Below are 26,672 nucleotides of genomic sequence, written 5' to 3'. Positions count from 1 at the left end.
CGGGTGGATGAGAGGGCGATGTTCACTAGACTCGGATGATGACCACACTTCTCGACAATCAGCGCGCCCGCCGCCACCTGCTCTCGCTCTACGGGCTCGACGGCCGGCAGTCCGGACAGATGCGAAAGGCCGAACTCGAGGCCGCCATCGACCGGCTCGGTTTCGTCCAGGTCGACAGCGTCAACGTGCTGGAGCGCGCACATCACCATATCCTGCATTCGCGCAGCCAAACCTACCGCCGCCGCGACCTGCAGCAGCTCATGGAGCGCGACGGCGCCTTGTTCGAGAACTGGACGCATGACGCGTCGATCATCCCCAGCGCATTCTTTCCCTACTGGAAACATCGCTTTGTCCGCGAGAAGCAGCGCTTGCGGACACGCTGGAAGGGTCATTTCGGCTCTGAGGGGTTCGACGACGACATTGCCCGGGTTCGTGACCATGTCGCCAGCAACGGCCCGACTCTGGCGCGTCACTTCGAAGGCGACAAACCTTCGACCGGTTGGTGGGATTGGCATCCGTCCAAGGCCGCGCTGGAATATCTCTGGCGCACCGGCGAACTCGCCATCGCTCGCCGGGACGGCTTCCAGAAGGTCTACGACCTGACGCAACGCGTCATCCCCACAAACCATCACGACGCCGAAGTCGACCACCATGCCTTCATCGACTGGGCATGCCGTCAGGCGCTGACCCGGCTTGGCTTCGCCACGCGCGGCGAGATCGCCGCCTTCTGGGCATTGCTGACGCCAGCGGAGGTGGAGGGGTGGATTGCCGAGAACCGCGACGAGCTCGTTCCGGTGCAGGTCCAAGCCATCGATGGTGGAAAGCCAAGGGCGTGTTTCGCCTTTCCCGAGGCAGCGGAGGCGGCGATGCACGCGGCCGAACCCGCCGACCGGGTGCGCATTCTCAGCCCTTTCGACCCGCTGCTGCGCGACCGCGCGCGAACGGAACGGCTCTTCGGCTTCTTCTACCGAATCGAGATTTTCGTGCCCGAGGCAAAGCGGCAATATGGCTACTACGTCTATCCAGTGCTGCGCGGCGATCGCGCCGTCGGCCGCATCGACGTGAAGGCCGAACGTGACCGCGACGCGCTCGTCGTCCGCGCCTTTTGGCCCGAGCCCGGCGTGCGGGTATCGCGTGTTCTCACAGGCAAGCTGGAAGCGGAACTCGAGCGCCTGCGTCGCTTCGCCGGTGTCAGCGGTGTCGAGTTCGAAGACGGCTGGCAGCGCTGAGCGTGCCTCAGGCCGCCTGACGGTCGGTGAGGAAATTCAGCACAGCCTTGCTGAAGACGTCGTTCTTGTCGCCCGCAACCATATGGCCGGCACCGCCGACGTCCACATAACTGGCCGAGGGCGCCAACGAGACGAATTCGCGGGCGAACTCTTCATGAACGAGTTCCGACTGCATGCCGCGCACCAGAAGGATCGGCAGGCGCAGATCAGGCAGAGCTGCCATGAGCCCTTCCATGGTTTCACGCGCGCCCTCGTTGATGTTGCGGGTACTGGTCATGAACGCAGGATCCCAGTGCCAGCGAAAGCGGCCATCGTCGCCAAGCCTCAGGTTCTTTCGCAACCCGTCGAGTGAACGCGGCCGTGTCCGGTTGGGAAGGTAGGCGGAAACTGCAGCGGCGGCTTCTTCGAGTGAGGAGAACCCCTCCTCCATGCGTTCGCCCATGAAACCCTGGATTTTCGATACACCTTCCGGGTCCATGCGCGGGGTGATGTCGACGAGCACCAGCGAATCCAGCAAGTCGGGATGGCGGGTCTGGGCGATCAAAGACGACAGGCCGCCAAGCGAGGCGCCGACGGACGATGGGTGGGCATGGAACCGTTCTTTGACCTGCCGAAAGATCGCAACGGCATCATCGCCATAATCCGCGAACGCATAGTTCCCGCTGACTACCCAAGCGCTGTCGCCATGGCCGCGCAGGTCGACCGTGATCGCCCGCATGCCGCTTTCGGCAACGCGTCGCGCAGTGCTGGTCCAGGCGTGCCGCGTCTGCCCGCCTCCGTGCAGGAAAACGACGGGATGGCCGCGTCCGTCCCAAAGATCAGCGGCAAGCCGGTTGCCTTCGGCTCCGGAGAATTCGATCGGCGTCGGTGTCATGAAAGCGGGTGTTCCCTGAGAAAATCGAGAACCGCCGCCTTGAAGGTGCGGTCGCCGACCGAAAGCATGTGGTCGCGGCCGACGATGTCGAACGCCTTGGCATGCGGCATCAGCCCGGCAAGCGCTTGTGCCGATCCGGCGATGTCGTCCGTCGTGCCGACCCCGATCAGCGCCGGCTGGCGGATACGTCCGATATCGGCTTCACTGAGCTCTTCCCGCGACTTGGCAATGCAGGCTGCCAGCGCCCTGCGGTCGCTCTTGGTCTGGTCGGCAAAGGTGCGAAACATCTTGCCGCGCGGATGCGTCACGGTAGCGGGATCCGGCGCGATCAATGCTTCGGCTATCGGATCCCAGTCACCGACGCCGTCGACCATGCCGTAGCCGAGTCCGCCAAAGATGACCGAGGCAACGAGGTCGGGATTGGCAAGCGCCATAAACGCCGCAACGCGAGCGCCCATCGAGTAGCCGAAGACATGCGCCTTCTGGATGCCGAGGTGATCGAGCAGTGCTGCGGCATCACCCGCCATCAGCGATGGGGTGTAGTCGTTCGGATCGTAGCTTTTGGCCGAAAGGCCATGGCCGCGGTGGTCGAACGCGATGGCGCGATAGCCGGCTTCGGTGAGCGTCTTCACCCAGCCCGGCCCGACCCAGTTGACCTGCATGCTGGATGCAAATCCGTGCACGAGAAGGACGGGCTCTCCACCCCCTGTTTCCGGCGCACGATCGAGATAGGCGATGTCGAAGCCCTGATGGCTGAATTTCTGCATGCTGCGGCGGCAACTCCGTGAGGAGCCGGGTTCAGTCGGCTCCCGCGGTCTCCTCGATTCGTGGATGGCGGACGAGATCGCCCTCTTTCATGCCCGCTTCTTGCGCGGTTCCCGCCTTGAGTTCAAGCACAAAGCGCGCCGGCGTCAGCGAGGAAATCGAGGCGGTGGAGAACGGCTCGCCCCAGCGGATTGCGACGATGCGGCCGTCCGCGTCGATGAAGATCAGATCGAGCGGCATCGGTGTGTTCTGCATCCAGAACGACAGCCGCTGGGTGCGCTCGAAGACGAACAGCATGCCCTTGTCGTCTGCCATGTCGGTGCGAAACATCAGGCCGGCGGCACGCTGATCCGGCGAAGCCGCAACTTCGATGGTGAATTCGTGGGTGCCGCTGGCTGTCTCGACCAGCAGGGGGTGCGGGTCGTCCGGCAGCAGCATCGGCTGGCCCCGCTCGGCCGGCTGGCTGAACGCGGATTGCGTGACATGCGCAGACATCGCCGCGAGAAAAATCGACAGTACCCAGACAAAGCGTGACATGACCATCCTGCCTGCCGGGCTTGTATCGCGTCAGTGCGAGATCGGCAGCGTTCCCATATCGGGATGAATTTCGGCAGCCATAAGGCCCTTGTCGCCACGCCCGAAGCGCACGAGCACGACCTGGCCGGGCCGCAACTCCGCAAGCCCGTAACGACGCAGCGTTTCCATGTGGACGAAAATGTCCTCGGTGCCCTCGCCCCGCGTCAGAAATCCGAAGCCTTTCGTGCGGTTGAACCACTTGACCAGCGCCCGCTCCAGCCCGCTCTCGGCGGTGACTGCCACATGCGTGCGCTGCAGTGGCTGCTCGGCTGGATGTACCGCCGTCGTGTTGTCCATGGAAATGATCTTGAACGCCTGGAGCCCCCGCTCGCCCCTGCGCACCAGGCATACGATCCGCGCGCCCTCGAGCGCGGTCTGGAAGCCGTCCTTGCGCAGGCAGGTGACGTGCAGAAGCACATCGCCCATGACCTCATCGTCGGGAAGTATGAACCCGTAACCCTTGGCGACGTCGAACCACTTGATTGCGCCCGAGATTTCGGCGAGCGCCGCCTCGTCGCCGCTATCCGGTCCCAAGGCTTCGTCATTGGTCGCGTAGCGCCTCTCAGAAGAGGCCTTGTCCCCCATCCCGACGTACCTTTCCTTCGATCAAACCCACTGATTCTGATCGTCAGGATAACACTGTGCGTTCATGGGTTAGCAAGAGCCGTGTGCCATTTTTCAACATTTCCCCGACTACAATCCGCCATAATCTCTCCCTGCGTCGCGAACACGATCCCGCCACGGTTGCCGCCGCCATCGGCTTGCGCCATATCAGGGCCACCTTCAACCAAACGACGACAGGAGCCGCGATGCGCTATCTCCACACAATGGTCCGCGTGAAGGACCTCGACCAGTCTCTTGATTTCTATTGCAACAAGCTCGGCCTCACGGAGGTGAACCGGATCGAAAACGAACAGGGCAAATTCACGCTCGTGTTCCTTGCCGCCCCTGAAGACGAAGAAGCGGGAAAGACCAAGAAGGCGCCGTTGCTCGAACTGACATACAACTGGGAGCCCGAGGACTATCAGGGCGGGCGTAATTTCGGCCACCTCGCCTATGAAGTGGACGACATATATGCGCTGTGCCAGCACCTGATGGACAATGGCGTGACGATCAACCGCCCGCCGCGCGACGGTCACATGGCGTTCGTGCGTTCGCCGGACGGTATTTCCTTCGAACTACTGCAGAAGGGTTCGGCAAAGCCGAAGGCCGAGCCATGGGCGTCGATGGCGAATACTGGCGCCTGGTAACACCGGAATAAGAGCTTTGGACCGACGCGACGTCTGCCTCAACGAGGACCGGGCCGTACGCGACGACATTCAGGCCAATGGCTCCCGGATAACCTCCGCTTCGCTTCGGCTTCCGGGATGACGACGTGGAGAGGTTTGTGAAAGCCAGCGGCGTTCGCAATTGCCCTCTCCCTTTCCGTCGTCATCCCGGCCGACCGGAGCGAAGCGCAGAGGGAGCCGGGACCCATCGAGCACTCGCTGCCGGGTCACAAGTTTTCACGACACGCCTCGCACAGGCTACGGTATGGCTTCGGGCAACTATTCCTAAAAAACAGCCGATTGCGGCAGGACAAACGGCGCATCGCCTGCGGGCAGTGCGCCGACCTTCAGCCGGCACTCGAAGACGCGGTAGATGAGGTCGTCGGTAAACACCTCGCCCGGCGACCCGGAAGCAGCCAGCCGCCCGGCGCTCATGACCGCGACCTTGTCGGCGAACATCGAGGCGAGGTTGAGGTCGTGAAGTATGGCGATGACGCCGCCGCCTCGCTCGGCAAATTCGTGCGCGATCCGCATGATGACGAGCTGGTGCCTGATGTCGAGGCTGGACACCGGCTCGTCCAGAAAGAGCCAGCGCGGCTCACCGTCCAGCACCGGGGCCCAGACCTGGCACAGCACCCGGGCAAGCTGGACGCGCTGCTGTTCGCCGCCGGACAGTTCCTGGTAGAAGCGGCCCGCGAAACCGTCGAGATCGACCCGCGCGAGCGCCCTCTCCGGCAGGCGCTGGTCCTCTCCAGCCAGCGCGCCCGAGCGGCCGCCGACGATACCCAGCTTGACAATCTCGCGCACTGTGAACGGAAAGGACAGCGTGGTCGACTGTGGCAGCACGGCGCGCAGGCCGGCAAGCTGCCACGACTTCGTCTCGCGAAGGTCACGGCCGTTGATCCGTATGGTGCCATCTGCCGGAAGGTCGCCGGAAAGCGCCTTCAGGAAAGTGGTTTTTCCAGATCCGTTGGGGCCGACGATCGCCGTCACGTCCCCCGTCCGCGCCGCGAAATCGACGCCGTGAAGGATCGCCTTGCCGCCGATCGACACCGAGACGTCATTGGCTTCAATCATCGGATCGCTCCCTCAGAGGTCGAGCAGGCCCCGCTTGCGCAGCAGGATCCATAGGAAGAATGGGGCGCCCACCGCTGCCGTGACGATCCCGATAGGCAGTTCCGCCGGCGCGACGATCGTCCGGCTGACGGCGTCGGCAAGCAGCAGCAGTGATGCGCCAAGCAGCGCGGAGGCAGGAAGCAGGTAGCGGTGGTCCGGGCCGATCAGCAGGCGCAGGAGATGCGGCACGACAATGCCGACGAAACCAATGCCGCCCGAGACAGCCACTGACGCGCCGGTCGCGGCGGCCACACCCACGATCGCAATGTTCTTGAACCGCTGCACCGGTATGCCGAGGTGGTTGGCCGTCGCCTCCCCAAGCGCCAGAGCGTTGAGCGAGCGCGCCAGAAATGGCGCGGAGACGAGCACCAGCACGATCACCGGGCCGGCGGCGGCGATCTTGGTCCATGTCGCGCCCGCCAGCGAGCCAAGGCCCCAGAAAGTCAGGTCGCGCAATTGCCGATCGTCGGCCATGAAGACGAGCAGGCCCGAGAATGCACCTGCCATGGCGCCAAGCGCGATGCCGGCGAGCAGCATCGTGGCGATCGAGGTCTGACCGCGGCGCGTCGCAACCCGGTAAAGCAGCATGGTGGTCGCCAGTCCGCCGCCGAATGCGGCCAGGGGCAACGCATAGATGCCGAGCAACGCGGTGACGGGCGCAAGCACGCCTGCGCCGAGGACGATCATCGTGATGGCGCCAAGTCCAGCGCCGGCGGAGACGCCGACAAGACCCGGATCAGCCAGCGGATTGCGGAACAGCCCCTGCATCACGGCGCCTGAAACGGCCAGCGCCGCGCCAATCAGGATGCCGAGGATCACGCGCGGCAGCCTGATATCGTAGACGATGATGTGGTCGCGGGCCGACAGAGCTGTCTCGACAGTGGTGGCACCCGGCGTCCATCCGAAAACCACGTCCCATGCCGAAGCATCCGAAGCACCGGCGGTGAGGCTGAACAGCGCAACGACCAGCAATAACAGCCCGAGCATGACGACGGTCAACCTGGCACGTGTCGACCGGTCTCCCTCCGGTGCACCCTCCGTCAGGCCGCTGATGCGCATCCTTTCAAGCAACGCCATGACTTGGCTCAGTCCTTTGCCAAGTCGCCGTAGAGCGACACAGCAAGCTCGCGCGCTGCCGCCGCGGTCCTGGGACCGAAGCCGAGCAGATAGGCGCCGTCCATGCGCACGATGCTTTTCGTCACCGCCGCCGGAGTGGCCGCGATGGCGGGATTGCCGAGCAACTGATCCACCTGGGCCTCGTGATCTCCACCACGGCTCATCGACAAGATGACGTCCGGCGCGGCTTCGATCACCGCTTCGTCGGTCAATTGCTTGTAGCCGGGATAGTCGGTGACGGCGTTGACGCCGCCCGCCATCGCGATGATGCCATCGGCCGCCGTTCCCGTCCCGGATGCCAGGATGCGGCCGCCCTGCAAAGACAGAACGAACAGCACTTTCTTTCGGGTCTCGATACCGGCTGTCGCTTTCAGCGCAGCATCGATCTCCTCGCCGATTTGCTCGGCCAGTGCGGTCGCCTCTTCCGGGACGCCCAAGACTTCGCCGACGATCCGCACCTTTTCGAGTATGCCTTCACGATCGAAGCCGTCCGGGATCGTCACCATCGGGACGCTCGCCTTTTCCAGAACCTCGAGCGCCTCGGGAGGACCGCTACCTTCGAGCGTGATGATCACGCTCGGATCGACCGAGAGCACACCCTCGGGGGAAAGCGCACGCATATAGCCGACATCGGGCAATGCCAGTGCCTTGGCCGGGAAAACGCTCGTCGAATCGCGTGCGATGAGCTTGTCCTCCTGGCCGAGCGCATAGACGATCTCGGTGATTGAGCCACCGATCGCCACCACGCGAGACGTGTCGTATTCGCTCTCCTGGGAATATGCCGGCGCAAGCACCGTCGTCATCGCCACGCCAATTGCGGCGACGTGAGTGGCAAGTCTGGACATCATCTAAATCTTCTCCTCAGGCCGCTGTCGAGCGAGGGATGCGCGGCAGGTGCTCTGCGATCTTGCGCCAGTCGTCCCGCTCGGCGTGTCCTTCATGGCGCTTGCCGAAGAACTGGATGATCAGTTGGTTGTCGGCGTCGTAGGCTTCAAGCGAGGTGACGTGACCGTCCTTGGTCGGCTTGCGAACCGCCCACACTTCACGGACATGGTCGAGACGCAAGTGCAGATGAAACGTCTCGTCGAGAACGTTGATCCATGGCCCCATCGGTTTGATCGTCGTCACCGGGCCGGCATGGATCTGGATGCAGCCATGGTTGCCGACGAAACACATGATCGGGATCTCTTCCCGGGCGACGTGATGGAACATCGCCGACAGGCATTCGCGATCGAGAAGCCAGGCATAGTCGTCGCCGACCATGTCGAGCGCCTGACGGCGCTCCAGCTTGAGCGCACGCAGCATGCCGAAGAACTGATGCACGTCGGTCATCGCTCCCCAGCGCTCGCGCAATTCGTCTGCGCTCCCTGCTTCGTCAGGCGCGAATGACGACCTTTTCAGGGGTTTTGTGTCGATCGCCTGCGACTGGTCCGCGCTTGCCAGCGACGCCACGAGCTTCTGGTACGCATAGAGGCTGGATGTCGGTCGCAAATGCACCTTGTGCACAGCATCGCCCGCCTGGTCGAAGAATTGCAGGCTGTGGCGGACGCTGTCGCCATCACGTTTCTCCACCGCGAAACCGTAGGTCCACGCATTGGGGAAAACCCGCAGATCGATGTCGGCGCCGAGCACCATCGATGCGTGCTGGCCTGGAACCACCTTGTCGTAGATGCCGATCTTCTCGTGCACGGCGCTTTCATTGCGCGTCAGCGCCATGACTTCGCCGACTGCTTCGAGCCCCTGCAGGATGTCATTGACCCGCGGTTCGATGCGCTGCGCACCCTGTGCGACCTGCGCCGCGACGAGATCGCCTTCCGATACGCCCAACTGAGCCGCCAGATCGCGTTCGCGCAGCTTCGGATTGTCGACGCGCGCCTGCCGAATCTCTTTCGGCGTGGGCTTGGCTGCTGAATTCATGATGCCACCCGATGCCATGTCACTTGTTGAGGATCAGCTTCCCCTGACGCGTGATCTTGAGGCGGTACATCGATCCCTCATGCTCGATCCCGATCTCGTGCGAGCCGCGGAAGAGCGAATCGCTGGTCACCACGCGCGACATGCGGTCGATCGGACGGGGTGCCGGGGCATGGCCGTTCTCGGCAACGGTAGAGCGACGGAAGGAGGGATGATTGAGAGGAGTGTAGCTGTTCACGATACCGTTCCTTTCGATGTCCGGGCTCGCGGATGCTGGCTGGGCGGTTGCACAAAACGTGTTTGAATTCTTGACACTAATTATCAGGTTTAATAGGAAGCGCAATACCGGAGTAAGAGAGTCAACATTTTAGACCTTCCGCGACGAAAGGAGCGAGCGAGCGCCGTGCCAGCCAGCAGGAAACTGAACAATTCAGGAGTATTGAGAATGGGGCTGGTGGCTCGCAAGACGACCGTTCTGCTCGGCGGAGCGGCTTTGGCCATTGTCGGAGGCGTTCTACAAGTTTCGGCACAGGAAAGTGCAGGCAACGACGTCGTCACCAACGAGGCGGAGCGGCAGGGCCGCGTGACCCTTCTTCAGCGCCTGGTGGTCGGCGCCGGCGCCGAGAAGGTCGCCATCGATACACCGCAGTCGGTGACCGTCATCGAACAGGAAGACATCGACGTCATGCAGGCAACCAATGTCGGTGAAATCCTGCGCAACATTCCCGGCGTCAACACCGCCGGCTCCGATCGGACCTTCGGCCAGGGCTTCAACATCCGCGGTATCGGTGCGCCCGAATCGGCGGGCGAAGAAGGCCGCATCATCGTCAATGTCGACGGTGCGACGAAATTCTACGAGCAGTACCGCATGGGCGGGTTCTTCAACGACCCGGAACTATTCAAGCGCGTCGAGGTGCTGCGCGGGCCTGCCTCCTCGACCCTCTACGGGTCCGGTGCACTCGGTGGCGTCATCAACTTCACGACGAAGGACGCGGCCGACTTCATCGCCGATGGAGAGACGGGAGCGCTGCGCCTCAAGGGAGGCTACAATTCCAATCGCGACGGTTATCTCGGCTCGTTCGTCTTTGCCCAGCGCTTCGCGGAGGATTTCGACTTCCTGCTCGCCGGCAACTACCGCACCTCCGATTCCTACAAGACCGGCAATGGCACCGTCATCAACAGCTCAGACTTTTCCGCATGGTCGGGTCTCGGCAAGATGACGGCACGCGTCGGCGATGAAGGCACGCTGCGGGTCTCCTACCAACAGTGGGATTCCGACGCAGCCGATCAGGACTATGCACAGATCGGCGGCGCGCTGTCGGATGGCACGGTCTCCGGCTTCGGCACCGTCGACCGGCACGTGATCGACCGGACAGGCGTCATTTCCTACGAAAACCCGTTCTCCGACAACGACATGCTGGACTTGAAGCTGTCCGCCTCGGTTTCCAACACCAGCGTGGCGCAGGAAAATGCGAGCGGCATTCCCGGCCAGAATTTCGTCTGCGGCGCCAATGCGACCGCGAACATGTTCTGCGACACCGACTACGGCTACCGAACGCTGCAGCTCAAGGCCGAGAACACCAGCATGTGGGCGGGTGACACTTGGGAGAACTATCTGAGCTACGGCCTGCAATTGTCGCACCAGACGCGCACGTCGGAATCGTTCCTGCCGAATGGCGATCCCTACTATTTCGCACACCATCCCGAAGGAACCGACCTCAAGACCGGCGCCTTCATACAGAACGAGTACATCTGGGACGACAGGCTGACGCTCATCCCCGGCATGCGCGTCGACTGGCGCACGCTCTCGCCCGATGAATCAACCGGTCTGAGCGGCTCGGCCGACGACTGGGCCTTCTCGCCCAAGCTTGCCGCACACTACCGGTTCAACGATACCTTCGCCGTCTTCGGATCGATCGCCCATACCGAACGGTTCCCGACGATCGACGAAATGTTCTCGACGCCATTTCCAAGCTACGGACTGGACAAGGAAAGGTCGAATAACTACGAGGCCGGCTTCTCCGTGTCCGCATTCGACCTCGTCCAGCCGGGCGACGGCCTGCAGTTCAAGGCCACGGGTTTCTACAACGACATTTCCGACCTGATCTTTCGCCAGTGCTCGAGCGTCACGGCGTGCAACAATGGCGGATATTCAGCGCAATACATCAACCTCAACGCGGCAACCATCTATGGCGCCGAACTGGAACTCGCCTATGAGGCGGACTACGTCTTCGCCAGCGCGAGCTATACACATGTCATCGGCAAGAACGACGTCACCGACGCCTACCTCACATCGGTCGCGCCGCACGAACTGGCACTGACACTTGGCGGTCGCCTACCCGAGCACGGCCTCAGCTTCGGCTGGCGCTCGCGCTTCGTCGCTGCGCCGCAGGATTCCGCGCTCCGGTCCTCGGAAGCGGACTGGACGGGCACCTCGACGCGGTTCGCCAAATCCTTCGACCTGCACGATGTCTTCGTCACCTGGAAGCCGCAGGAAGGCCAGCTTCGCGGCTGGGAAATCACCGGCGGAATCGACAATATTTTCAACTCGCAGTACAAGGAATTCCTTCACAACGACGCCGGCAAGGGTCGGACGTTCAAGGTTTCCCTAGCAAAACAGTTTGGATGGTAATCATGAGACACGCAGCCATTGTTCGTTTCCTGGCGGCGGCTGCGCTGGCCGTTGCCGTGCCCTTCTCCGGCGCGGCAGCGCAGGGAGCGGAAGAGACCTCCTCCGCTCCCGGCCTCCTTGTGGAACTCAACGCGCTGCAACCCACCGACAACGGATGCAGATTCACCTTCGTGGTGACGAACGAGTTGGGTGGCGAGCTGGAGAGTGCCGCGTTCGAACTGGTTCTCTTCGACACGGAGGGCATGGTCAGCCGGCTGACCATCGTCGACTTCAACGATCTGCCGCAAGGAAAGACCAAGGTGCGGCAGTTCGATTTCACCAATGTCGACTGCACCAAGCTGGGCCGTGTGCTCATCAACGACGCCACCGAGTGCAAGGGCACGGGCATCGAACCGGGTGACTGCATCCGCTCGCTCAAGACGGAAAGCCGTACCGATGCCGAGCTGGGCATCTGAACTTCGCTGCGGCGCCGGGCCAATCCGCTCGGTGCCGTGAAGACAAAACTTTGACAGAAATGGCTGGCGGGATGGTCATCGTGATCGAACGACGTCCCGCCCTTCGATTTCCTGGTATCGGTTGAAGTATCGCTGACATGAAGCTTTTTCTCTCCACCTTCGCGCGGCAGGCCGCCATTCTCCTGATTGCGGCCGCCATGGCCGCCGGCCCGATGCTGGCCACCGGCGCGCAGGCGCAGTCACAGGCACCATCGGTGGAGGACGAAGCAACGACGACGCCCGCCGATACCGGGCCGGACGGCGCCGATACCGCGCCTGGCGGCGCACTCCCGGCAGAAGAGCCGGTCGATCTCGATCAGGCTGAGCCGGTGTCGATCGAGCCGTCGACCCTCCCGCATGACCTGTCCCCGTGGGGCATGTTCATGGCCGCCGACTGGGTCGTCAAAGCCGTGATGATCGGGTTGGCCTTCGCCTCCCTCGTGACCTGGACCATCTGGCTCGCCAAGACGCTGGAGCTGGCCACGGCACGACGGCGTGTCTCCAGCGCGCTGGACCGCATCATTGCGGCGAAGAACCTGGAAGAGGCCGGACGCGCGTTCGAACGCCGGCGTGGCGGACCGGCCGCCTTGTTGGTGCGCGCCGCCGGCCACGAAGCAGCGCTCTCCGCGCCGATGTTTGCAAGTGCCACCGGTCCGAACGCAGCAGCCGGGCTCAAGGAACGCGTTGCGTCCCATCTCGGACGCGTCGAGGCACAAGCGGCGCGGCGCATGACACGCGGCACCGGCGTGCTCGCCACCATCGGTTCCACCGCCCCCTTCGTTGGCCTCTTCGGCACTGTCTGGGGCATCATGAATTCGTTCATCGGCATCAGCCAGGCGCAGACGACGAACCTCGCCATTGTCGCCCCCGGCATCGCCGAGGCGTTGCTGGCTACTGCGCTCGGCCTCGTGGCAGCCATCCCCGCCGTCGTGATCTACAACGTCTTCGCCCGTTCGATCGCCGGCTACAAGCTGCTGCTCGGTGATACCTCGGCTGCCGTCGAGCGACTGGTCAGCCGCGACCTCGACCGCCGCGCGGCGGGCTTGCCCGTTCATGCCGATGGCCAACTGTCGCCCCGCGCGGCCGAATAGGAACCTGGATCATGGCAGGAAGCCTCAACTCGGGCGCCGAGAACGACGAACTCGCCGAGAACCACGAGATCAACGTCACGCCATTCATCGACGTGATGCTGGTGCTGCTGATCATCTTCATGGTGGCCGCGCCACTCGCCACGGTCGACATCAATGTCGACCTGCCGGCCTCCAACGCGCAGGCACAGCCGCGTCCCGACGAGCCGCTCTACGTCACGGTCCAGGAGGATCTCGCCGTCTCGGTGGGTAATGACGAGGTGACCCACATCCAGCTCAGGGACGCGCTTCGCACCGCAACCGACGGCGACACCCAGGCCCGCATCTTTCTGCGTGCCGACAAGGCAGTGCCCTACGGCGACCTGATGAACGTGATGAACCTCGTGCGTATGGCCGGCTACACTAAGATTGCGTTGGTTGGCCTGGATGCCGCGCCGGGTGCAGCGGCCTCGGCAACGCCGACACCGGCAAGCGAAGCGCCGGAGGCGAACAGCGCACAGCCATGACTGCAGCCTATGCCGACATAGCCTGGTCCCGGCATCTCACCGGGACGTCCCGCGGCCAATTGGCCGTCTGGACCTTTGCCGCCCTGGTGATGCTGGGTGCGCATGCGGGCGCGGCCTGGTGGGTCATGCGCACGCCGGCCGAACCGCTGGCGCAGATCGCCGGCTCCACGGCCATCGAGGTCGACCTGGCGGCTCTCGGTTTCAGCGAGGTCGACCAGGTGTCGGCCGGCGAGACGGCGGAAGCGGTCGAGCCTGTCCAGAGTCAACCCGTGGAAACGGTCGATACGCCGGAGACCCCACGCGAGACGCCGGTGGAAACGTCTCAGGCGCAGCCGGTAGAGCGCACGCAGCCGGTAGAAGACGCACAGCCCACCCAGCAGCCGACAATCGAGCAAGCGCAACCGGTCGACGAGGTCGAGCCGACGCGGCAGCCAGTTGTCGAGCCGGAGGAACCGGTAACGACGGAGACGGCACCTTCACCTGTATCGAGGCTTGCCGAGGCTGCGTCCGACGTCGAGATAGCAGCCGCGCCGCCGGTCGACAACGAGGCAACGATCGTGCCCGAGGCGGCACGGCCCGCCGAACCAGAAATGGCCGAACCGGCAGAGCCGCAGGCGGCTGCACCACTCGAAGCGACTCCGATCGAGCCGACCGAGGCCGAAACGGTAGAACCCGTCGAGCAGGAACAGATTTCCGCGATCGCCGACGTACCGTTGCCGACGCCCAGGCCGGACTACACGCCGCCTCCCCCGCCGCAGCGCACCGAACGTCCGCGGCGCGAGCAGCCTCGGCAGCAGGCGCGCCCTGCGGCAGGCGCCAGCGGCCAGAACCAGGCCGATGCCCGCCGCGGCACCTCGCAGGGTTCGGCCCAAGGCCGGTCTGCCAGCCAGTCGGCCGGCAACCAGCGCAGCCGCGAGGCTGGCAATGCCGCCGTCTCGAACTATCCCGGCCAGATCGTCCGCAAACTGCGGCGCGCCGTGCGGCCGGTTCGCGGCCGCGAGCGCGGTCAGGTAGTCGTGAGTTTTACGGTGAGCAGTTCGGGTGGCGTCAACAGTGTTCGCATCGCGCGTGGTTCCGGGTCGCCGAACCTCGACCAGGCGGCTGTCGACACCGTGCGGCGTGCCGCGCCGTTCCCGCCGATTCCGCCGGCCGCTGGCCGGTCGTCCTGGACCTTCAACCTTCCCATTGCGTTCACCCGCTGAGAGGTCTGACGTGACCGGTCTTATGAACCTGCATGCCCTTGCCGCGCCGCGCGGCGATGGTCTTCATCCGAAACTGCTGGAGCTTTTTCGTCGGCGCGCCGCCATCGAAGCGTCGAACGGCAATGTCGTCGACCTCGGCCCGTTGCAGGAAGGCGCCTTCACCCAGGCAGGCCCCTCGCCCAAGCCCGCCGTGCCGGAATTCCTGCCCGGCAACGTGGTCAGCTTCAGGCCCGCGGCGAGAACCAACGCCACTGCCGGAAACGCATCTCAGGAAGGAAGAACCTCGTGTACATCGCCATGAACCGCTTCAAGGTCAAGAACGGCTCGGAAGAGGATTTCGAGAATGTCTGGAAGGGACGCGATTCGCGCCTCAAGGAGATGAAGGGCTTTCGGGAGTTTCACCTGCTTCGCGGACCCGTGAACGAGGACGAGGGCTACACCCTGTTTGCCTCGCATACAGTCTGGGAAAGCCACGACGATTTCGTCGCGTGGACGAAATCGCAGAATTTCCGAGACGCGCATCGCAACGCCGGCGACCACAAGCCGGCTTATCTCGGCCATCCGCAGTTCGAGGGTTTTTCGGTCGTCGAGGGAGCGTAAGTCCCTCCCTCACCCTCCAGCTCGCGCGTCGCGTCTACTCGGCGGCCGCGAGCAGGCTCGCATTGCCGCCGGCAGCCGTGGTGTCGACGCAGATGGCGCGCTCATGCACATAGGCGGTGGGATTGATCACCGCCGCGACAAGCCGCACGATTGGCCCCTCGCGCGAGGCAAGCGCGGTGCGGATGGCCCGCAACGTCGCCGCATCGGCCGAACACGCCACGACCTCGACGCCAAGGCTTTCGAGATCGGATGGATCGACCACCCCTTCGAGAACTTCAACGGGCAAGCCGGTCCCGATCAGCGGGGCTAGGGCACGCCGCGCGCCGGGCGCCACGGCGAGGACTGCGTTCCCGGCAGCCAGCGCCTGTATCGCCTGGGCGAACACCGTATCCGGGCTCGGGCCGAGGCATAGGGTGCGCCCGCGCGGCGCAAGCACGAGCGTGTTTGATTCACCGGTTGGGCCGGGCAGGTCGACAGGGCCGAAATCGACCGCAGCAGCAGCGCCGATCGCGTCCGCGCCCTTGCCTCGCAAATGCTTGCGAAGAATGGCGACCCGATCGGGCCGTGTCGACCATCCGCCACGATTCGCGTCGGGCATGTGGTCCATGAGCACGAGCGCCGGAATGATCTCGCCGTTGGCGGGCTCGAGCGCGGTAACCTCGCCCTTGCGGAAGCGGCGAAGATAGGACGGACCACCGGCCTTCGGCCCGGTGCCGGAGAGCCCCTCGCCGCCAAACGGCTGCGAGCCGACGACGGCGCCGATCTGGTTGCGGTTCACATAGATGTTTCCGACGTGGATTTCGTCGACGACGTGCTGGACGCGCGCGTCGATACGCGTGTGCAGGCCGAAGGTAAGGCCGTAACCCCTGGCGTTGATGTCGGCGATGACCTTGTCGATGCCATCGGCCTCGAAGGTGGCGACATGCAGGATCGGCCCGAACATCTCGCGCTGCATCTCGCCGATGCCAGAGACCCTGAAGATATGCGGCGCAACGAAGCGTCCGCCAGCCGGCGCTTCCAGCTTCGCAATCAACCGCCCCTTGGCTTCCATCTCGCGGCAATAAGCCAGAAGCGTGTCGCGCGCCTCGTCGTCGATGACGGGCCCGACATCGGTCGAGATGAGCGATGGATCGTCCAGCCGAAGCGCCTCCATCGCGCCTTGCAGCATTTCGAGGATCTTGGCCTCGACGTCCTTCTGGACGTAGAGAACCCGCAAGGCAGAGCACCTCTGGCCGGCACTCTGGAACGCCGAGGCGACGATGTCTCGAACCGCCTGTTCCGGCAGTGCCGTCGAATCGACGATCATCGCGTTGAGACCGCCGGTCTCGGCGATCAGCATCGCCTCCGGCTCCGCCGTCTGTGCGAGCTGGCGCTCGATCACGCGCGCCACGTCGGTCGAGCCGGTAAAGCAGACGCCGGCGATGCGCGGATCAGCGGTCAGCGGCGCGCCGACCGACGGACCGTCACCCGGCACGAGTTGCAGGACATCGCGCGGCACGCCGGCCTCATGCAGGAGTGCGACGGCGCGCGCGGCGATCAGCGGTGTCTGTTCTGCCGGCTTGGCCACGACGGCATTGCCGGTGACCAGCGCGGCGGCGACCTGGCCGGTGAAGATCGCCAGCGGGAAGTTCCAGGGCGAGATGCAGGCGATGACGCCACGCGCGGAGGTGTGGCGCTCCACGCTGGCCGCATTGCCGGCATAATAACGCAGGAAGTCGGCTGCTTCGCGCACCTCCGCGACACCATCGGCCAGTGTCTTCCCTGCTTCGCGTGCACACAGCGCGAAGAATTCGATGGCGTGTTCCTCGTAGAGGTCCGCCGCCCTGAGAAGCATGGCGGAGCGCTGCGCGACCGGCGTGCTTTCCCAGCCGGCCTGAGCTTTTACGGCCGCATCGACGGCAGCCGTGACCGTCTCCGCATTCGCCTCGGCCACCTCGCCGACGATTTCCTGCGGTTGCGCCGGATTGACGACGCCGCGCGGGATCGGGCCGTCGCCCGCCGACCACTGATACGGCGCGGCAAAAGCGGCTCTGCGCGCCTCGATGTCAGCCAGTGTCACCGGGTCGGTTATGTCCCACCCCTTCGAATTCGCCCGGACCTCTCCAAAAATGTCGGCAGGTCGCGGGATCGTCGGATTGGATGCCGGTCCCTGGCTGGCGATGACGTCGAACGGGTCCTGCGCTATGGTCTCCGGGCTGACCGACTTGTCGACGATCTGGTGCACGAAGGACGAGTTCGCGCCGTTCTCCAGCAGTCTCCGCACCAGATAGGCGAGCAGGTCGGAATGGGCGCCGACGGGCGCATAGATCCGGCAACGCGTGCCTTCGGCCTTGCGCACCGCCTCGTGCAACGCCTCGCCCATGCCGTGCAACCGCTGGAACTCAAAGCTCTCCTTGTCGCCCGCCATGGCGAGGATCGCAGCGACGGTGTGCGCATTGTGCGTCGCAAATTGCGGATAGATGCGATCGGTCATGCCCAGCAATTTGCGCGCGCAGGCGATGTACGACACGTCGGTGTTCGGCTTGCGGGTGAAGACCGGATAGCCATCGAGGCCCAGCACCTGCGCGCGCTTGATCTCCGTGTCCCAGTAGGCGCCCTTGACGAGCCGCACCATGATCCTGCGATCGAGCCGCTTTGCCAGCGCGTGCAGCCAGTCGATGACGAACGCGGCACGGGGACCGTAGGCCTGCACGACCACGCCGAAGCCATCCCAGCCGCGCAGTTCGGGCTCCGCCAGCACGCGCTCGATCACGTCGAGCGACAAGTCGAGCCGGTCGGCCTCCTCCGCATCGATGTTGAGCCCCATGCGGGCGTGGCGCGCGGCAAGAGCCAGCGTGAACAGACGCTTGGCGAGCACCGGCAGCATCGTCTCCTTCTGGCTCGTCTCATAGCGCGGATGAAGCGCCGACAGCTTCACGGAGATGCCGTGGTTCTTGGCGATGTCGGCGTCGTTGGCACCGGCGTTCAGCGCGGAGATCGCCTGGGAATAGGCTCGATGGTAGCGCACGGCATCCGCTTCGGTGCGCGCCGCCTCGCCAAGCATGTCGAACGAATAGGTATAGCCGCGGCGGATATTGTCGCGGCCGCGCTTGACCGCCTCCTCGATGGTGCGCCCCAGCACGAATTGCTCGCCCATCTCGCGCATCGCCGCCGACACCGCCCTGCGGATGACCGGCTCTCCGAGCCGCCGCACCATGGAACGCAGCGTACCCTCTATGCCGCTGTCATCCTCCTCAAGGACGCGGCCGGTCAGCATCAGCGCCCATGTCGATGCGTTGACGAAGATGGAGGTCGATTCGCCCGAGTGTGCCGCCCAGTCATGCGGCGCGATCTTGTCGCGGATCAGGTCGTCCATCGTCTCCGCGTCGGGCACCCGTAGCAAGGCTTCCGCCAAGCACATCAGGGCGACGCCCTCCTTGGTGGAAAGCCCGTATTCGGCGAGAAATACCTCCATCATCTGTGGATTCGATGCGCCGCGCACCGACCGGACTAGCTCTGCGGCGCGTGCCGAAATCGCGCCCCGCTGCTCGGTGGAAAGGTCCGCCAGCGCAACGAGCCGCGAGAGAGCTTCGGCTTCGTCCGGAAGCGTGTTCTGGCGAATGGATGCCCTGATTTTCTCGAGCGCGTGCGATGTCATGGGAGACCGTTGGAAACGAGGTGTGATCGATTTCATCACCATAGCATGCACCGGAATCGCGACGACTTCCAAACATCTGGACGCGGCAGGTCAAAGCAACTAATTTTGGACGGTCAAATGGCCGTTTTGAACCGGGAAAATTGTGTTGGAAGATCATCTGGACCGGATCGATCGCAATATCCTCCAGGCGCTGGCGGCCGATGGCCGGCAATCCATGGCAGAACTGGCGGTGCGGGTGGGGCTTTCAAAGACGCCGGTGCAGGCACGGGTCAGACGACTGGAACGCGACGGCTACATTCGGGGCTATGCCGCCATCATCGACCGCGAGCGGATGGGCGAAGGTCACGTCGCTTTCGTGCAGGTCAAGCTTTCCGACACGCGCTCCGCCGCGCTTGACGCCTTCAACAGGGCGGTGCTCGGCGTACCGGAGATCGAACAGTGCCACATGATCGCGGCGAGCTTCGACTATTTGCTCAAGGTGCGCACGAAGGACATCGCATCCTATCGCCGCGTGCTGGGCGAGCGCATATCCGCCCTGCCCCATGTGGCCCAGACATCCACATACGTGGCGATGGAGACGGTGAAGGATCGTTGAGCGCGATGGTCACTCAAGCGTCTTCAGAAATGCGATCAGCGCCGCCTTGCCGCGATCGGTGAAGATCACGCCCTCGAGTTCGCTTCGTCCCGAAACGGCAACAGGCGCTTCCGAGTAGTGCGCGATGACGTCCTCGAGCGTCGCGATCTGTCCAGAATGCATGTAGGGCGGGCGCCCCGCCGCACCGCGAAGCGAGGGCGTCTTGTAGGCGCGCTCGAATTCCGGCGCGTCCCGCACCATGAAGCGGAGTTCGGAACATCCGTCCTCGCCTGCGTCGCTGTACGGCCCCATGCAATTGAAGGGATCGGCCAACACCTGCGCTACCGCCTGGGCGCGCCCACGGTCCTTCGGCAGACCGGTGACGGGCGCCACACCGGTATTGTGAAAGAACTCGTCGGTGAAGCGCGGGCCGTTATGGCAGTCGATGCAATTCGCCTTGCCGATGAAGAGCTTCAACCCTTCGATCTCCAGCGAATTGAACGCGGCGGCGTCCTCCGGCTCGCGACCGGCGACGATCGCTTCGGCAAAGCGGTCGAAGCGGGTTTCGGTGTGGTTGATCGTGCGCACGAACGCGGCCAGCGCCTTGCCGAGATTGGCGAAGAGGCGATCCACGTCCTCGCGTCGGCTCGCGGAAATGGCAGACCACGCCGCCCGTTGCTCGGGCGGGCCGAGCGGTGATGCATCCTGCGGCAGCCCCGACAGATCGGGAACGGCGCCAAACAGCGCTTCGTAGTCCTCGCGGTAGGATGCCGCGACCAGATGGGCGAAAGCAGTGCGGTTGCCGGCCTGCTCGCGCACATCCTCCATGGGTCCGAGCGCCTGCGACCAAAGGCTGTCCTTGCGCCCGTCCCAGAAGAACCACTGGCTGTGGCCCACGCCAGCCAGCGGCATCGTGCGCCGATTGGTGATGCCGGCGGCGCGGCCAAGCGGCCTGTCGTCCTGAAACTGCCGGCCCGGCAGGTGGCATGTCGCACATGCGAAAACCCCGTCGCCCGACAGTCTGGCGTCGAAGAACAGCGCCTCGCCTAATGCGGCCGCAACAGGATCGTCCGCGACTCGGTTGCCGGGATCGGCCGGCAACGGTCCAAGCTGCGACAGGCGCAACTGGCTGATCAGGCGCTTTTCTTCGGCGGAGAAATCCTCGCCCGTGCAGCCATGCGCGCCCAGAAGCACCGCCAATACGAAGGGTATGAACCAGCGCGACATCAGTAATCAAAGCATGATGTTGAATTCGACGGTGTCGGAGCCGGACGCGGAGGATACATCGAGTGACAGAACCCACCATCCACCCATGTTGAAGCGCACGCCGTCAATTCTGTAGCGCCCCTCGCCCAGATGGGCGGAGGATTGCGGGGCAGTAGGCAGTCCATGGCCATGCTGCGGCATGCCGCCATCGACCGTCAATTGGGCATCCTCGACCGGGTCGCCATCAGCCGTTGTCACCGTAGCTAGCCAGGAATGCAGCGCCCCTTGCTCGATCGGCTCGGCCTCCGGGGCGATCGTGACCATGTAGGTCCCGCCCGCAGATGCCTTGGATCGGACGAGGTCGAGATCGGCGGGTGGCGGCATCATCATCCGCACCGCGATGAAAGTGATGACGGCCAGCACCGCCACGACCAAACCGGCGAATGTCCATTTCTTCATCGTCTTGATCCCGTTGTCTGCCTCCCATTGCGGCTTCCAGCAGCGGTAAGGTCAAGCCCCTTTGCGCCCGAGCACGGCCCGTATAGAAGGCTGCGCAAGGGAGGACCGCCACATGAAGAAAATCGCGTCGATCGGCGAGTGCATGCTGGAGCTTTCCGGCGCTGGCAGCAATTGGCGAATGGGCCATGCCGGAGACACTTTCAACACGCTTTGGGCAATCAAGGCGCTGATGCCTCCGGATCATTGGGTCGACTATGTCAGCGCATTCGGGGACGATCCGTTCTCGGCGCAGCAACTCGCCTTTTTCGCCGAGCATGGGATAGGCACCGCTCACAGCCCGAAAATTGCGGGTGCGCGGCCAGGCCTCTATGCGATCACCCTCGACGGCGCGGAACGTTCCTTCACCTACTGGCGCGCCGATGCGGCAGCGCGACGGCTCGCCGACGATCCTTCCGAACTGGCAAAAAGCCTTGCGGACCGGGATCTTGTCTACTTTTCCGGAATCACCCTGGCAATTCTCGATGCCAATGCGCGCGGCGCCTTGCTCTCTGCACTGAAAGCCGTACGCAAAGCGGGCAGCCTCGTCGCCTTCGACCCCAACTATCGTCCGCGCTTGTGGTCATCCATGGACGAAGCGCGCACCACGATCGAGAGCGCACTTGCGATCACGGACATTGCGCTTCCGACCTTCCCGGACGAGCATATGCTGTATGGCGACGCGGAACCGCTGGCGACGGTCGACAGGCTGAGGCAGGCCGGAATCGGCGAGATCGTCGTCAAGGACGGAACCGAGCCGGCGCTCATCGCCGCTGGCGGCCACACTGAATCGATCCCCGCCATGCATGTCGAACACCCCGTCGATACCACCGGCGCGGGCGATTCGTTCAATGGAGGCTATCTCGCCGCGCGGCTGCATGGCCATGCGCCTGTCGAGGCAGCGCGCCGCGCGCACAAGGTGGCTGCGTCAGTGGTGCAGGTCCATGGCGCACTCGCGCCATTCGAGACGCTCAGGCGAGCGTTTGCGGCCTGAAATCAGATGTCTTCAGGCGCGCGAAAGCGATATTCGCTGACCTGCCTGTATTGCTCGCCGGGCCTGAGCAGCGCCTGCGGAAAATACGGACGATTGGGCGCGTCCGGCCAGATCTGGGGTTCGAGACACAAACCCGCATGGGATCGGTACGTGATGCCATCAAGCCCCGGCACAGTTCTAGCGGGAAATTGCCCGGCATAGAGCTGCAGCCCTGGTTCCGTCGTCCACACTTCCATCTCGACGCCGGAGCGCCCACCCTGCACCCAGGCGACCTGGCGCATTGGCTGGCGTGCAGATGCCAAGCAGAAATTATAATCGTAGTCGGTGAAACCGTCACGCTCGTGGCGGATGGTTCGCGGCAAAACGAAGTCGAACGCGGTTCCCTCGACCGGCATGACCGCGCCCGTCGGCAACGCCCTTTCGTTCACCGGCAGGTAGGCCTGCGCGGCAATCCGCATGCGATGGGAGAGAATGTCGCCTCGCCCGCCATCGTCGAGGTTGAAATAGGAGTGATGGGCAAGGTTGCATAGCGTCGCCCGATCCGTCTGCGCAGTCAGTTCGACGGCAAGCGCCGAAGCAGGCGTGATCCGATAGGTGCAGCTTATGTCCAGCGTCCCTGGGAACCCCATGTCGCCGGACAGGTCGCTGATGCCGAGAGTGACGAAATCCTCGCCATGCTCCTTCAGCGACCATAGGCGGCGGTGAAGGCCAACCGAGCCACCATGCAGCGTGTTGCCATTGTCGTTGGTATCGGCCTGGTAGCGCTCACCATCGATGATGAACTTGCCGCCCGTAATCCGGTTCGCATAGCGCCCGACGATCGCACCGAAAAACAGCGAATGATCGAGATAGTGATCGAGTGTCTCGAACCCGAGCACCAGCGGCGAATCATGTCCTGCCAGCCGCAGGTCCCGGACGACGGCGCCATACGTCAGGATGCGGGCGGAAAGCCGCCCGCCCGCAATCCGCATTTCGTGGACCGGATCGCCATCGCGTGTATGGCCAAACGTATCGCCAGTCATGGCACCCCCGGTCAGCGCAGCGTGGACCGTGTCGTCAGAGGCCCAGCCCGCCGATGCAGACATACTTCGTGTCGAGATAATCCTCGATGCCCTGGTGGCCGCCCTCGCGGCCGAGACCCGACTCCTTGACGCCCCCGAACGGCGCTTCCGGCGTCGTGATGATGCCTTCGTTGACGCCGACCATGCCGTATTTGAGCCCTTCCATCACCCGGAACGCCCGGCCGAGATTGCCGGTATAGAAATAGCAGGCGAGGCCGAACTCGGTGTCGTTGGCGAGCGCGATCGCTTCTTCCTCGGTCTCGAACTTGAAGACAGGCGCCACAGGGCCGAAGATTTCCTCTTTCATGAACTTCATCTGCGGGGTCGCGCCTGAGATCACCGTCGGCTCGAAGAAGGTGCCGCCAAGTTCATGCCGCTTGCCGCCGGTTTCTACTCTGCCGCCCTTCGCCTTGGCATCTGCTATGAATTCCTCGACCTTCTCGACAGCCTTGTCATCAATGAGCGGCCCCTGCTGCACGCCGTCGTCGACGCCTGGCCCGACCTTCAGTTTCTTCGATGCCGCTGCAAGCTTCTCCACGAACTGGTCATGGATGCCCGCCTGCACGATGAAACGGTTGGTGCACACGCAGGTCTGGCCAGAATTGCGGTATTTCGCGGCAATCGACCCTTCGACCGCGCGGTCGATGTCGGCATCGTCGAACACCAGGAACGGCGCGTTGCCACCCAGCTCCATCGAGACCTTCTTGACGGTGGCAGCCGACTTCTCGATCAGGATCTTGCCGACCTCGGTCGATCCCGTGAAGGTGATTTTCTTGACCAGCGGATTGGCGCAGATTTCGTCGCCGATTTCGCCGGCGGAGCCGGTGACGATGTTGATGACGCCCTTCGGTATGCCGACCTCCTCGCACAGCGCTCCCCATGCAAGCCCCGAGTAAGGCGTCTGCGAGGCCGGCTTCACGACGCTGGTACAACCGGCGGCGATCGCGGGGCCGATCTTCCGTGCGAGCATCGACGAGGGGAAATTCCACGGCGTAATGGCCGCGATCACGCCGACAGGCTCCCGCGTCACCAGCACGCGCCGGTCCGCCCAGGGGCTTGGCACGACGTCGCCATAGGTGCGGCGCGCTTCCTCCGCGAACCACAGCACATAGGCGGCGGACGCACCGACCTCTCCCTTCGCCTCGGTCAGCGACTTTCCCTGCTCCAGCGTCAGCAGTTCCGCAAGCGCGTCCTGGTTGTCCATGATCGCGTCATGCAGCTTGCGCAGCAGCTTGGACCGCTCGTTCGCCGTGGTCTTGCGGAAGGTCTTGAACGCCTCGTCCGCCGCCTCGATGGCACGACGGGTTTCCGCCTTGCCAGATTTGGGCACGGTTCCGAGTTTCTGCCCGTTCGCCGGATTGGTGACGTCGATCGTGGCGCCGGAATCGGCCTGGACCCACTCGCCGCCGATCAGGTTGGCGTCGCGCATGTAATGGCTGGTCTTCTGGAGCATCTTTCTCCCTTCCCGCGCGGCTGTTGCCGCGTCTCATGGTGCTGGCCCGCAGGCAATCATTTAGGTTGGCGTGCCGAGTGGACACGCATCAACGAAGAACCTAGGCGCTTTGGCTCCCAAGCCAAGCGCGTCATCCGAAAACCCATTGTGCCACGGCCAGCCAGAAGCCCGTCGTCAGCACGGCCAGCGCCGTGGAAATGGTCATCGTGCTGGAAGCCAGCCGCTGGCCGATGCCGAAGCGGGTGGCGATGAGGTAAGGGTTGACCCCGGTCGGAAACGACGCCGCGATGACCGCAACCTTCGCCGTCAGCGGTGGGAGTCCGATCAGCCATGCGGAGGCAAGGACGGCGGCAGGCAGCAGGAACAGTTTCAGCGCCGCCATCATGAAGGCCGGACGCACATCGCCGGAAATTCCGAACTTGCGCAGGCTTAGACCCATGGCAAACAGCGCGACTGGCCCGCCGATCGTGGCGAAAGTGTCGATGAAGCGGCTGCCTAGCGCCGGCATTTGCAGCCCGGTCGCGCGCCAAAGCAGGCCCGCCAGGATGCCGATGATCAGCGGGTTGGTCAGCAGATTGTGCAGGAATGCGACCAACACCTTCAGCGGCGATGTTGTCTCGCCGCTTCCATGCCGCGCCCACTCGAACATGATCATCGACGCCGCCATCATCGTCGGCAGGTGGACGGCGAGCAGCAGCGACAGCACCTCGATTCCGGATTGTCCGAAGACGCCCATCATGAATGGAATGCCGAGCAGGAGAAGGTTGGAAAAGGAGGCGGCGATGCCGCCGACTACCGCCGCCGGTGCCTCGCGCCCGAAAAGGCGCGTCATCAACAGGTGACCCGCCGCCCATACGACCGGTATGCCGCTGAAGTAGGCGAGCCAGAGGGACCATGGATCTGCGCCCGCGAGGTCGGCCGAGCTTACCGTGCGAAACAGCAGAGCGGGCACGGCGACGACGATCGCGAAATCCGTCAGCGCCTCTCCGACCTGCGGCCGCAGCAGGCCGGCCCAACCCGTGGCATATCCCAGGCCGACCAGCCCGAAGACGAAGACGATGGTTTCTGCAACGGGAGACATGATGTCGCGGTACCGCAATAGCGGGATTACGGCAAGCGAGCATGTTGCGGCGCAACAAACCCGCGCCTTGCCTTTCATGCGCCGATCCCGTCCCTATATGCGAAGCAGCACGAAGGGAACCTGATGCTCCGTCTCGCCGCCGCGCTCGCCGCGTTCTTTCTCCTCATGACATATCCAGGCGCTGCCACCGAGGCAGGCTGGGCGCTCATGCGCAACGGTGGGCAGGTAGTATTTCTCGCAAACGCCAATGCGCCGGGAAGCGGCGACCCGTCGAATTTCGACATCGAGAACTGCCGCACGCAGCGAAACCTGTCCGACCGCGGCCGCCAGCAGGCGCGACGTATCGGGGCGTTGATGGCAGCTCGTGCCGGACCCGTCGAACAGGTTTACTCCAGCCGATACTGCCGCGCGCTTGAAACGGCGAGACTGGCGTTCGGTGATGACGAGGTCGAAATATTCGAGGCGCTGGACTCGTTGCCTGACGATGAACAACGCGCGGCGGATGCGACGCGACAGGTCCTCGACATGATTCGCAGCTACACGGGGTCCGGCAATCTCATCCTCGTGACGCATCCCGAAAACATCATGGCCATGGTCGGCACCCGTGCCCGCGAAGGCGAAGCGGTTATCGTTGCGCCCGGCGAAGACCGCTTCCACAAGATCGGCAGCATCGTGTTCAACTGAGCCACTCTGGCCGCCTTTTTGCCTGTGCGGCCTTTTCCTGCCCACAAAAACCGATTAGAGAGCCGCGATACAAGACGCAACGCGCCCTGAATCCAGAGGGAATCACA

27 protein-coding genes are annotated in these 26,672 nt (G+C 64.0%); 12 read left to right on the top strand and 15 right to left on the bottom strand.

Features of this window, described 5'->3' with window-relative positions; genetic code table 11:
- Positions 1–38: 38 nt before the first annotated feature.
- Positions 39–1,229 carry a crosslink repair DNA glycosylase YcaQ family protein gene (locus tag AAFN84_RS05195; protein ID WP_347513435.1) on the top strand — a complete coding sequence of 397 codons (1,191 nt, stop codon included), beginning with the start codon at positions 39–41 and terminating at the stop codon, positions 1,227–1,229.
- A 7-nt stretch (positions 1,230–1,236) separates the two neighbouring features.
- Here the strand turns inward: AAFN84_RS05195 and AAFN84_RS05190 are convergent, their stop codons facing one another.
- The 4 genes from AAFN84_RS05190 to AAFN84_RS05175 are packed head-to-tail and all read right to left on the bottom strand — an operon-like array spanning position 1,237 to position 4,029.
- Positions 1,237–2,103, bottom strand: a complete 867-nt coding sequence (locus tag AAFN84_RS05190) for an alpha/beta hydrolase (RefSeq protein WP_347513434.1) — start codon at positions 2,101–2,103, stop codon at positions 1,237–1,239.
- Positions 2,100–2,870 carry an alpha/beta hydrolase gene (locus tag AAFN84_RS05185; RefSeq protein ID WP_347513433.1) on the bottom strand — a complete coding sequence of 257 codons (771 nt, stop codon included), beginning with the start codon at positions 2,868–2,870 and terminating at the stop codon, positions 2,100–2,102. The genes AAFN84_RS05190 and AAFN84_RS05185 overlap by 4 nt, the downstream gene beginning before the upstream one ends.
- A gap of 31 nt (positions 2,871–2,901) precedes the next feature.
- Positions 2,902–3,405, bottom strand: coding sequence for a DUF192 domain-containing protein (locus AAFN84_RS05180; RefSeq protein ID WP_347513432.1), 504 nt, complete (start codon positions 3,403–3,405; stop codon positions 2,902–2,904).
- Between the two features lie 30 nt (positions 3,406–3,435).
- Positions 3,436–4,029 carry a cold-shock protein gene (locus tag AAFN84_RS05175; protein ID WP_347513431.1) on the bottom strand — a complete coding sequence of 198 codons (594 nt, stop codon included), beginning with the start codon at positions 4,027–4,029 and terminating at the stop codon, positions 3,436–3,438.
- Positions 4,030–4,253: 224 nt separating this feature from the next.
- Between AAFN84_RS05175 and gloA the strand changes: the two genes are divergently transcribed.
- The gene (gloA, locus tag AAFN84_RS05170) at positions 4,254–4,694 is read left to right on the top strand and encodes a lactoylglutathione lyase (protein WP_347513430.1); all 441 of its coding nucleotides are present in this window, start codon (positions 4,254–4,256) and stop codon (positions 4,692–4,694) included.
- Positions 4,695–4,997: 303 nt separating this feature from the next.
- Here gloA and AAFN84_RS05165 read toward each other — a convergent pair whose 3' ends face one another.
- The 5 genes from AAFN84_RS05165 to AAFN84_RS05145 are packed head-to-tail and all read right to left on the bottom strand — an operon-like array spanning position 4,998 to position 9,096.
- On the bottom strand, positions 4,998–5,789 hold the full coding sequence (locus tag AAFN84_RS05165; RefSeq protein WP_347513429.1) for a heme ABC transporter ATP-binding protein: 792 nt from the start codon (positions 5,787–5,789) through the stop codon (positions 4,998–5,000).
- Between the two features lie 12 nt (positions 5,790–5,801).
- Entirely contained in the window at positions 5,802–6,905 is a 1,104-nt protein-coding gene (locus tag AAFN84_RS05160) for an iron ABC transporter permease (protein WP_347513428.1), read from the bottom strand.
- Positions 6,906–6,913: 8 nt separating this feature from the next.
- Complete coding sequence (locus tag AAFN84_RS05155) at positions 6,914–7,792, bottom strand: ABC transporter substrate-binding protein (RefSeq protein ID WP_347513427.1); 879 nt, start codon at positions 7,790–7,792, stop codon at positions 6,914–6,916.
- A gap of 13 nt (positions 7,793–7,805) precedes the next feature.
- A complete protein-coding gene (locus AAFN84_RS05150) occupies positions 7,806–8,861 on the bottom strand; it encodes a ChuX/HutX family heme-like substrate-binding protein (protein WP_347513426.1) in 1,056 nt (351 codons plus the stop codon).
- Between the two features lie 19 nt (positions 8,862–8,880).
- Complete coding sequence (locus tag AAFN84_RS05145) at positions 8,881–9,096, bottom strand: hemin uptake protein HemP (protein WP_347513425.1); 216 nt, start codon at positions 9,094–9,096, stop codon at positions 8,881–8,883.
- 207 nt (positions 9,097–9,303) lie between these two features.
- On the opposite strand from AAFN84_RS05145, the gene AAFN84_RS05140 reads away from it, so the two are divergent.
- The 7 genes from AAFN84_RS05140 (at position 9,304) to AAFN84_RS05110 (ending at position 15,380) form a co-directional block, all read left to right on the top strand.
- Positions 9,304–11,490 carry a TonB-dependent receptor gene (locus tag AAFN84_RS05140; protein ID WP_347513424.1) on the top strand — a complete coding sequence of 729 codons (2,187 nt, stop codon included), beginning with the start codon at positions 9,304–9,306 and terminating at the stop codon, positions 11,488–11,490.
- Between the two features lie 2 nt (positions 11,491–11,492).
- Entirely contained in the window at positions 11,493–11,945 is a 453-nt protein-coding gene (locus tag AAFN84_RS05135) for a hypothetical protein (RefSeq protein WP_347513423.1), read from the top strand.
- Positions 11,946–12,082: 137 nt separating this feature from the next.
- Entirely contained in the window at positions 12,083–13,075 is a 993-nt protein-coding gene (gene exbB, locus AAFN84_RS05130; protein ID WP_347513422.1) for a tonB-system energizer ExbB, read from the top strand.
- 11 nt (positions 13,076–13,086) lie between these two features.
- Positions 13,087–13,578, top strand: coding sequence for a TonB system transport protein ExbD (exbD, locus tag AAFN84_RS05125; protein WP_347513421.1), 492 nt, complete (start codon positions 13,087–13,089; stop codon positions 13,576–13,578).
- Positions 13,575–14,780: a TonB family protein gene (locus AAFN84_RS05120; RefSeq protein ID WP_347513420.1), complete on the top strand. Its 1,206-nt coding sequence runs from the start codon at positions 13,575–13,577 to the stop codon at positions 14,778–14,780. Before exbD ends, AAFN84_RS05120 begins: the two co-directional genes overlap by 4 nt.
- Positions 14,781–14,790: 10 nt before the next feature.
- Positions 14,791–15,081 carry a hypothetical protein gene (locus AAFN84_RS05115; protein WP_347513419.1) on the top strand — a complete coding sequence of 97 codons (291 nt, stop codon included), beginning with the start codon at positions 14,791–14,793 and terminating at the stop codon, positions 15,079–15,081.
- Positions 15,066–15,380, top strand: coding sequence for an antibiotic biosynthesis monooxygenase (locus AAFN84_RS05110; protein ID WP_347513418.1), 315 nt, complete (start codon positions 15,066–15,068; stop codon positions 15,378–15,380). Before AAFN84_RS05115 ends, AAFN84_RS05110 begins: the two co-directional genes overlap by 16 nt.
- 34 nt (positions 15,381–15,414) lie before the next feature.
- On the opposite strand, the gene putA is transcribed toward AAFN84_RS05110, so the two are convergent.
- Positions 15,415–19,017, bottom strand: coding sequence for a bifunctional proline dehydrogenase/L-glutamate gamma-semialdehyde dehydrogenase PutA (gene putA, locus AAFN84_RS05105; RefSeq protein ID WP_347513417.1), 3,603 nt, complete (start codon positions 19,015–19,017; stop codon positions 15,415–15,417).
- Positions 19,018–19,159: 142 nt separating this feature from the next.
- Here putA and AAFN84_RS05100 point away from each other — a divergent pair, with 142 nt between their 5' ends.
- Positions 19,160–19,612 carry an Lrp/AsnC ligand binding domain-containing protein gene (locus AAFN84_RS05100; RefSeq protein ID WP_347513416.1) on the top strand — a complete coding sequence of 151 codons (453 nt, stop codon included), beginning with the start codon at positions 19,160–19,162 and terminating at the stop codon, positions 19,610–19,612.
- A 9-nt stretch (positions 19,613–19,621) separates the two neighbouring features.
- Here AAFN84_RS05100 and AAFN84_RS05095 read toward each other — a convergent pair whose 3' ends face one another.
- Both AAFN84_RS05095 and AAFN84_RS05090 read right to left on the bottom strand, forming a co-directional pair.
- On the bottom strand, positions 19,622–20,818 hold the full coding sequence (locus AAFN84_RS05095) for a cytochrome c peroxidase (protein WP_347513415.1): 1,197 nt from the start codon (positions 20,816–20,818) through the stop codon (positions 19,622–19,624).
- 6 nt (positions 20,819–20,824) lie between these two features.
- Positions 20,825–21,256 (bottom strand): FixH family protein, encoded by a 432-nt coding sequence (locus tag AAFN84_RS05090; RefSeq protein ID WP_347513414.1) that lies wholly within the window; start codon positions 21,254–21,256, stop codon positions 20,825–20,827.
- 112 nt (positions 21,257–21,368) lie between these two features.
- Between AAFN84_RS05090 and AAFN84_RS05085 the strand changes: the two genes are divergently transcribed.
- Positions 21,369–22,286 (top strand): sugar kinase, encoded by a 918-nt coding sequence (locus AAFN84_RS05085; RefSeq protein ID WP_347513413.1) that lies wholly within the window; start codon positions 21,369–21,371, stop codon positions 22,284–22,286.
- Between the two features lie 2 nt (positions 22,287–22,288).
- Here the strand turns inward: AAFN84_RS05085 and AAFN84_RS05080 are convergent, their stop codons facing one another.
- The 3 genes from AAFN84_RS05080 to AAFN84_RS05070 form a co-directional block, all read right to left on the bottom strand.
- On the bottom strand, positions 22,289–23,308 hold the full coding sequence (locus AAFN84_RS05080) for an aldose epimerase family protein (RefSeq protein ID WP_347513412.1): 1,020 nt from the start codon (positions 23,306–23,308) through the stop codon (positions 22,289–22,291).
- Between the two features lie 34 nt (positions 23,309–23,342).
- A complete protein-coding gene (locus AAFN84_RS05075) occupies positions 23,343–24,800 on the bottom strand; it encodes an NAD-dependent succinate-semialdehyde dehydrogenase (protein ID WP_347513411.1) in 1,458 nt (485 codons plus the stop codon).
- Between the two features lie 130 nt (positions 24,801–24,930).
- On the bottom strand, positions 24,931–25,881 hold the full coding sequence (locus AAFN84_RS05070; protein ID WP_347513410.1) for an AEC family transporter: 951 nt from the start codon (positions 25,879–25,881) through the stop codon (positions 24,931–24,933).
- A gap of 123 nt (positions 25,882–26,004) precedes the next feature.
- Here AAFN84_RS05070 and AAFN84_RS05065 point away from each other — a divergent pair, with 123 nt between their 5' ends.
- Positions 26,005–26,565 (top strand): histidine phosphatase family protein, encoded by a 561-nt coding sequence (locus AAFN84_RS05065; protein ID WP_347513409.1) that lies wholly within the window; start codon positions 26,005–26,007, stop codon positions 26,563–26,565.
- Positions 26,566–26,672 lie beyond the last annotated feature (107 nt).

Origin of the sequence: Mesorhizobium sp. CAU 1741 (assembly GCF_039839275.1) — a bacterium.
Taxonomy (GTDB): domain Bacteria; phylum Pseudomonadota; class Alphaproteobacteria; order Rhizobiales; family Rhizobiaceae; genus Aerobium.
Note: the sequence above shows the minus strand (reverse complement) of the source record. Positions and strands in the feature narration are given on the sequence as shown.